The sequence below is a fragment of the Erythrobacter sp. genome (assembly GCF_023653175.1).
In the GTDB taxonomy this organism is placed as follows: Bacteria; Pseudomonadota; Alphaproteobacteria; order Sphingomonadales; family Sphingomonadaceae; genus Erythrobacter.
This window is the reverse complement of the sequence record NZ_JAMNXL010000162.1, coordinates 1-8,009: the sequence shown is the minus strand read 5'-3', so window position 1 is coordinate 8,009 and position 8,009 is coordinate 1. Positions and strand designations below refer to the sequence as shown.

6 protein-coding genes are annotated in these 8,009 nt (G+C 62.7%); 5 read left to right on the top strand and 1 reads right to left on the bottom strand.

Annotated elements, in window-relative coordinates; all coding sequences use genetic code 11:
* Nucleotides 1–141: 141 nt before the first annotated feature.
* From NBV68_RS15280 to NBV68_RS15260, 5 genes are all read left to right on the top strand, one after another.
* Nucleotides 142–4,383: a strawberry notch-like NTP hydrolase domain-containing protein gene (locus NBV68_RS15280; RefSeq protein WP_296311303.1), complete on the top strand. Its 4,242-nt coding sequence runs from the start codon at nt 142–144 to the stop codon at nt 4,381–4,383.
* A 53-nt stretch (nt 4,384–4,436) separates the two neighbouring features.
* Entirely contained in the window at nt 4,437–4,850 is a 414-nt protein-coding gene (locus NBV68_RS15275; RefSeq protein ID WP_296311302.1) for an MbcA/ParS/Xre antitoxin family protein, read from the top strand.
* Nucleotides 4,847–5,578: an RES family NAD+ phosphorylase gene (locus NBV68_RS15270; protein WP_296311301.1), complete on the top strand. Its 732-nt coding sequence runs from the start codon at nt 4,847–4,849 to the stop codon at nt 5,576–5,578. Before NBV68_RS15275 ends, NBV68_RS15270 begins: the two co-directional genes overlap by 4 nt.
* A 234-nt stretch (nt 5,579–5,812) precedes the next feature.
* Nucleotides 5,813–6,817, top strand: coding sequence for a hypothetical protein (locus tag NBV68_RS15265; RefSeq protein WP_296311299.1), 1,005 nt, complete (start codon nt 5,813–5,815; stop codon nt 6,815–6,817).
* Nucleotides 6,814–7,527, top strand: a complete 714-nt coding sequence (locus NBV68_RS15260; RefSeq protein WP_296311297.1) for an ABC transporter ATP-binding protein — start codon at nt 6,814–6,816, stop codon at nt 7,525–7,527. Before NBV68_RS15265 ends, NBV68_RS15260 begins: the two co-directional genes overlap by 4 nt.
* Before the next feature lie 221 nt (nt 7,528–7,748).
* Here NBV68_RS15260 and NBV68_RS15255 read toward each other — a convergent pair.
* On the bottom strand, nt 7,749–8,009 hold a 261-nt coding region (locus tag NBV68_RS15255; RefSeq protein WP_296311294.1), incomplete at its 5' end, for a helix-turn-helix domain-containing protein.

The following is an 8,009-nucleotide window of genomic DNA, read 5'->3' as shown; positions in this document are numbered from 1 at the left end:
GCGTCGGCGTCCGCCGGTTTCGACTGGAACGATGAACTCAAGGCGAGGCTCGCTCGGGAAACCTGATCAGCGAGCCAGAGGGGAGGGGGCCTTCGGCTGATTGAGGCCTGCGAGACGCAGGACCTCGTCAGGAGGTTTCCCATGTCCAATTCTTCCCTCGCTTTCGCATTCGATCCACCATCTCCGCCGCTTGTCGTGACAGCAGCCAAAGCAATGGCGTCGCAGTTTGCAGCAGGCCGCCCGATTTCGCGCAGCGACATCAACCGCATCATGACGGACCACTTCGGCGGAACCGATGCACTCGGGGCATGGTCAGTCCGTGATGCTCACGCTGCGCTAGAGTTGGCGCAGGTTCAACACCTGCAAGCATCAGATCAGATCCAGCTCACGAGCCCGATCGACGAGGCGGATCAGTTCTTCTGCGGCCTCGACGCCCGAGTTCCGACCCAAACCAATCGCAGCGACGAGCAGATCGAATGGCAGCAGTTTGCAACGCCGCCGCGGCTTGCTTGGCTTGCCGCACGGGCCTGTGGACTGATGCCCAACGAGCTCGTGCTCGAACCCTCGGCCGGAACGGGGATGCTTGCGGTCTGGGCCGCCAAAGTCGGCACCCGCCTTGTCCTGAACGAAATTTCACCGCTGCGCCGCGACTGCCTGACTGTGGCGTTCCCGGCTGCCCGCGTGACCGGACATGATGCGGAGCTGATCGACGAATTGCTCGATCCGGCCGTCGTCCCAAGCGTCGTGCTCATGAACCCGCCCTATTCTCACGGGATCGAGCGGGGCCACGATGGTCGCACCGGGGCGAGGCATCTCCGCTCCGCGTGGACTCGGCTTGCCCCCGGTGGTCGCCTTGTCGCGATCATGCCTGAATGGTTTGACTGCGGCAGGTTCCTTGCAGGGCTGAAGGGACCGATCTCGCTTCGGCTCAATGCTGCGGTCGAACGTGCGTTCGTCAAGCATGGCACCGGGATCACTACCCGGCTGCTTGTGATCGACAAGGTGGAAGGCGCCAACGAGCCCGTCGCTATTCACACGGACGACTTTCGCCAGCTGGCCGATATTGTCGATGCCTTGCCGACTCGCGCCAGCCTGCACGCTGATGCAGAGCAATCGAAGCTTCCGGCCCGTGCGCCGTTCCTTCTGGTCGCCGCGCCGCGCAGGCCGCTGCTGACACCAGCAAGGATCACTCCTGCTGCCTCCGCCATCAAGCCGCTCACCTACCAGTCGCTCGAAACCCCTGCGCCGCTTGCCCCTCAGGTTGGCCACTATCTGCCCTATCGCCCGAGCAGGATCGTAATCGATGGCGCGGCCGGGCATCCGACGCCGCTTGTTGAGTCCGTCGCCATGGGGTCAATCGCTGCTCCGATGCCTGACGCACTGCCGCAGCTTCCCGACGGGCTGATTGCCAAGGGACTGCTGTCGGCTGCCCAGGCGGAGACCCTGATCTATGCTGCAAGCGCCCATGCGCGCGATTTACCCGGCCGGTTCGAGCCAGAGGACAAGGGCTGTTCACTCAAGGCATCCGCGGAAGGCCAGACCTACCGACTGGGCTATTTTCTTGGGGACGGAACAGGTGCCGGGAAGGGCCGTCAGGTTGCGAGCGTCATTCTTGATCGATGGGTGCGCGGGGAACGCCGCCATATCTGGATATCGAAGAACGAGGCGCTGCTGGAAGACGCCCGCCGCGACTGGGCCGCCCTTGGCGGCCTCCCGATCGACATCCAGCCGCTGGCATCCTGGAAGCTGGGCACCCCCATCGCAATGCGCGACGGCATTCTCTTCGTTACCTATCCGACCCTGCGTTCGGGTCGAAACGACGCAACGCGCCTTGACCAGATACTCGCCTGGGCCGGCGAAGATTTCGACGGCGTGATCGTGTTCGATGAAGCGCACGCCATGGCCAACGCTGCCGGTGGCGAAGGCTCTCGCGGCAAGGTCAAAGGATCGGAGCAAGGCATTGCCGGGGTGCGCCTGCAGAACCTCCTCCCCCGGGCAAGGGTGCTCTACGCTTCGGCAACTGGTGCGTCCGACGTCAACAACTTGGCCTATGCGACGCGCCTCGGGCTCTGGGGGCCGGAGACTGCCTTCGCCAATCGCGAGGCTTTCGTGGCAGACATTCGCGATGGCGGCATCGCCGCGATGGAACTAGTCGCGCGAGATCTCAAGTCGCTCGGCCTCTACACCGCGCGTGCGCTCTCCTTTACCGGCGTCGAATATGAAATCCTCGAGCATTGCCTGACCGAGGATCAGATCGCGGTCTACGATGCCTATGCCGAGGCTTGGGCGATCATCCACGCTAACCTGCGCGAAGCGCTGGAGGCCACGCGGATCGTCGACAGCGAAACCGGCGGGACGCTCAACTCGGGAGCCAAGTCCGCAGCGCTGTCGATCTTCGAGGGAACTAAGCAGCGCTTCTTCGCGCAGCTGCTTCTGTCGATGAAGCTGCCGAGCCTCTTACCAGCCATCGAAGGTGCGGTTGCTGATGGGAACGCCATTGTTGTCCAGCTTGTCTCGACCGCAGAAGCCATGCTCAACCGGCGGCTTGCCGACCTGTCAGACGAGGAGCGCGAAGCTCTCGAGATCGACCTGTCCCCGCGGGAATATGTGATCGACTATCTCACCAAGAGCTTTCCTGTCCGCCTAATGGCGGTGTTCACCGACGAAAACGGTAATCCTCGCTCCGAGCCGATGAGCGACGAGCTCGGCGCGCCAGTACTGTGCCGATCGGCACTCGCTGCACGCGACCGGATGATCGAACAGCTCTGCGCCTTGCCGCCGATTGCCACCGCGCTTGATGCCATCATTGAACGCTTCGGTGTCGATCAGGTGGCGGAAGTCACCGGTCGGACGCGGCGGCTTATCGTCGACCGCGATGGTCGCCAGAAACTCCAATCCCGCTCGCCGCGCGCCAACGTCGCTGAAACGCAGGCCTTCATGGACGGCTCCAAGCGCATCCTCGTTTTCTCCGATGCCGGAGGAACGGGGCGCAGCTACCATGCCGATCTGGCCGCCAAGAACCAGGCCCGCCGCGTCCACTTTCTGCTTGAGCCGGGCTGGCGGGCTGACGCCGCAATCCAGGGGCTCGGGCGAACCAATCGCACCAATCAGGCGTCGGCGCCGCTGTTCAGACCGGTGACCACCGATGTGCGCGGCGAACGCCGGTTCATCTCGACGATCGCGCGGCGGCTCGACAGCCTCGGTGCCTTGACGCGTGGGCAGCGCCAGACTGGCGGACAGAACCTGTTCGATCCGGCCGACAATTTGGAGAGCATCTACGCCAAAGAAGCGCTCCATCGGTGGTTCGGCTTGCTGTTCACGGGGAAGCTCGAAGCGGTAAGTCTCAAGCGCTTTCAGGAACTGACGGGGCTGCGGATCGAGGCACCCGACGGGTCAATGGTCGATGATCTGCCGGCGATCCAGCGTTGGCTCAATCGCATCCTCGCGCTTCCCATCGCCTTGCAGAACGCGATCTTCGACGAGTTCCTCGGGTTGGTCGAGGCGCGTATTGACGCCGCCCGGCAGGCTGGGACACTCGATCTTGGCCTCGAGACCATTGCGGTCGAGGACTTCACGGTCCTGTCGGACACGCTGCTGCGCACCGATCCGGCCTCAGGCGCGACCACCCATCTGCTCGAATTGGAAATCGCCAGAGCTCTGAAGCCGCTCACGCTGAAGCTGCTCGAGGAGCTTCACGGCCTCACGGGGCAGCGGCAGCGGCCGGTTCGGAACGCCCGTTCAGGCCGGGTCGCTCTGCTGGTCCCCGCCCGCAGCATTCTTGCCGATGACGGTACGCGCGTGGCCCGCTTCGAATTGCTGCGTCCGCTGGGGCGCAGTCACATCACCGAGGATCAGTTGGCGGAAAGCAGCTGGGAGGACATTGCCATCGGCGCTTTCCGCGAGGCGTGGGCCGCCGAGGTGGAAGAGGCGAGGACGAGCCACAAGCGCGAGCGCCTCTATCTTGCGACGGGTCTCCTGCTCCCGGTCTGGGACAAGCTGCCATCGGATTTCGTGAGGGTGAGCCGCATCTCGGCCGCGGATGGTCGCTCGCTTCTTGGCCGGGAGGTCCCCGTCCATTGCGTGCCCGAACTGTGCCGGGCGCTGGGTCTCGAACGGGAACAGACGCTTTCCGCTGACGACATTGTCCAGACCGTCTTGGCAATGGGCCGGGCCGTGGAATTCGCGGGCCGCGAAAAGCTCATGGTCAAACGCAGTCTGGTCAATGGCTCACAGCGAATTGAGCTGACTGGTTGGAGCGTAGCCCGAATCGACTGGTACAAGGCCCAAGGCTGCTTCACCGAGATCATCCGCTACCAGACCCGGCTCTTTGTGCCGATCGATGGCGCAGCGAGTGTCATCGCCAGACTGGCATCATCGGCATAATTACTTGCTAAATGGCATTATTGAGCGTAAATGCTGCCATATGGAGAACTGCCATGCTGGCTCTGCAACCCGTTGATACTGCCGTTACCGCTTTTCGTCCCGATCCGATTACCCAGGACGAGGCGGCTGCCATGTTCCGGGCAGTCCTCAATCTGTTCGGCAAATGGGAACTGACCGACGAGCAGGCGGCAACGCTGCTCGACATGCCGGTTCGCTCCTATCGCCGCTGGAAGGCGGAAGGGCCGGGGCGCGTATCGCGTGACGGTCGTGCGCGTCTCTCCAACCTTATGGGCATTCACAAGGCGCTTCGGATCATCTTCTCGGAAGCGACCCGCGGGTATACTTGGATCAGAGCAGCGAATGAAGCGTTCGGCGGAGCCAGTGCGCTCGACGTGATGCTGGGAGGCGAGCTGACCGACATTATGCGTGTGCGTCGCTACCTCGACGCCGAGCGCGGTGGCTGGTGAGCGAAGCGGCAGATATCCCCGTTTCTAGAGTTATGTGGACGGGCGCTGTTCGGATCATCCGGAGTGCCTTTCCGCCGATTGATCTGTTCGAGGACATCGCTGATCCAGCCGACTGGCCGCTGCTGATCTCGGCCGAGCAGAAGACCAATCCCCGCATCATGGCGACGATTGGCAATCTTGACCTCGTTCCACAGGGCCGGCGCGTCGGCGGCAATGGCGCCTCCTACCTCATGGCGCCATTCACCCACGTCAGCACCGACCGGCCAAGCCGCTTTACCGATGGCAGTTACGGTGTCCTCTACGTCGGGGATCGGTTCGAAACTGCGCTGTTCGAGACAATCCACCATCATGCCCATTTCATGGCGCGAACCCGGGAAGCGCCGGGATGGACCTCGCAGTTCCGCGAAATCGTCATGTCGGTTGATGCAGACCTGCATGATCTCCGAGCTCTGGCGGGTGCGCCGGATCCGGCGCTCGATCCCGATAGCTATGCTGCCTCACAAGCTCTCGCACGGCACCTTATGGGCGCGGGAGCTGACGGGATTGCCTACCCGAGCGTCCGGCATCCGGGTGGGGAATGCGTTGCACTCTTCTACCCGGACTGCGCATCAAACCCCTTTCAAGGGCGACACCTCGACTACCACTGGGACGGCCAGCGCGTTGACCTTGTCCGCGATGCCGGATCCGGGTCTGTTTTCCGAGTTGTAGATTTGCCGAGCATTGGCTGAGTGCTGAAGATTGGCAGCTCTCGACCCAGACCCGGTCGTTCAGGGCAGCCAGATTGAACGTCCGCATTCGCCTAAAGCCGCCATGCAGCTTTCGGGATCACGCACTGGTCACGCTCATGACCGCAGATGGGTGGTTAGGCGAATGTCAGCTACCCTGTTGTCCAAAATGGCGTTGCGGTAGCGCGTGGCAGCGCTATTGCAGGAATTCGACAGCGAAATTGGCATCTTATCGGTGTGGAACTCTCTTTGCTCCTTGCCATCCTCAGACTCGACGTCGCGATAGCGAAAGCAGCCGCGCGGCAAATAGCCAAGAACACCGCCGACCTGCTGACCGTTTTGATCGGATTGCCGTTGCTCGTTTTGGTTGCCCGCGCCTGGCTCAAAGGACTGCCGAGCGACCACCGCGATCTCATTGATTACGGTGCCAGCGCATTGATCGCGACGGTGATTGCAAAGGCTCTGCTCGAGCGAGTGTGGTTCCATCAGAGCGATGGCCCGCTCGCGCGGTTTGCTCAGCGGCCCGGAGATTGGTTGTCCTATATGGTGCCGTTGCTGTCAGCCGGGATCCTGCTGGGGTTCTTTGGCTTGGCCGCAGTGGGTATCCTCAATCCGGGAGGCGCGGCATTGGGAACATGCGCCGGGGTTATTGGCGGGCTGGCGTTTCCCTTCGTGCGTGAGCGCGTGCTGCACTTGTGGCGAGACATTACCTCCCAACGAAGGCTCAATCTGATCCGGCATAGGCGTGCGCCGATAATCGGCGCAATTGCGGCGGCCGTCCTTGGAGCTATCGGTGCAATCCTGCCGCAGGGCGGAAATCTCGATGCCCTATGGGCAGGAGCTTACGGCTTTATGGTCATCGTGCTGACGGGAAGGGTGGATGCCGCCACGGTGCGCTACATGACACTGATGGGCCATTCGCCAGCCTCGCTATTGCGGCACTGGCTCCCCGCCCAGATTATGTTCCTGCTGCCGTTTGGGGCAGTGCTGGCACTTGCACAGAACTGGCTTGCGGCAGGGTTGACCGCTGCTGTTGCCCTTGGTCTGCTCGTCCTGACCACAGCGCGCATTTTCGCTTATCGCGCGTTCAGCCGCCTGATCGCCGACTGGGCCGTTGCCGGAGTGATCGCGGCAGCAGGCTACGTGGCTCTGACAGTCCCGCCTCTTGGCGCGGCTATCCTCATCGCCGCGATTGTCTGGTTGGCCCGCCTCGGTTCGGGAAAAAGATGGATGTTGGCATGACGGACGCGCTTGCCATCACCGAATTGACGGTCAATCGCAGTGGGCGACCGATTGTCCAAGATGTCAGTGCCGCCATCGCACGTGCTAGCTGGTTTGGGGTGATCGGTGCCAATGGCTCGGGCAAGACCACTCTGCTGCGCGCCATTTCCGGAAGGCTTCCCATTGGTGGCGGCAGCTGCATGATTTTCGGCGAGGAGCAGGCGGACGACCGCGGTGCACGGGCGCAGACAATCGGGTTCGCCCCGCCGATTGAACACCTCCCTGCGTTACTCAGGGTGTACGAGTTGCTCGACCTTGCGGGCGATCCGGTCAAAGTTCAGCAGGAGCGCAACGCAGGGCTATGGCAAGCGCTCGGCATAGGAGAGCTGCTCGACGTGCCTGTGGGTGAATGCTCGTCCGGCATGCGCCAGCGCGCCGCCTTGGCCCTGGCCTTTGCGGTGCCCTCTCGCATCGTCATCCTTGATGAGCCCTTCAATTGGCTTGACCCTGTTGCGGCCTTCGACGTCCGGGCTGTGCTTGCAGGGATGGTCAAAGAGGGGCTCACCCTCATCACGGCCTTGCATGATCTGACCACGCTGTGCGGCTTCTGCGATAGTGGGGTCGTGCTGGCCAAGGGCCGCGTGAGCTTGCAGCTCGACGAGGCGAGATTGCGTGCGGGATGGAATGACGCTGCCCAGTTCGAGCGTGAGTTGGTCGCGGCCCTTCGCTAACTGCGAGCAATCGATGCCCAATGTCTCTTTTGGGGTCGCTTTGAGAATTTCCGCTTTCAGCAAGAAACCCGCTGAAGCTGCCCGGCAGGTTCCAGGATCGCGGCGACTGCCCGCTGACGGCCGATCGTGGGTGGGTAGGCGAATGGCGGCTTTCCTAACTTCGTTGCGAGCCGCATTGGCTGGCTTGCCCCCTCCCGATCTGCCCCCTCACGCCATGCAGCTCATGCCCGGCAAAGCCGCCGTATGGCCGTGAGGTCTGCCAGGGTAAGCGTGCGATAGCTCAGGCGCACAATGCCGGCAGCCTCCCACTCCTTCAGCACCCGATTGACGGTTTGCCGCGATGCACCGAGCATATGAGCGGCCTCCTCCTGCGAGAAACGTAGCACTGGCGCATCGCCCGCCTTGCCGCCTGCATCGATCATTTGCACGATGATCCGCGCGAGGCGCTCAGGCAACGGCAGCAGCACGGTGTCGTCCATCCG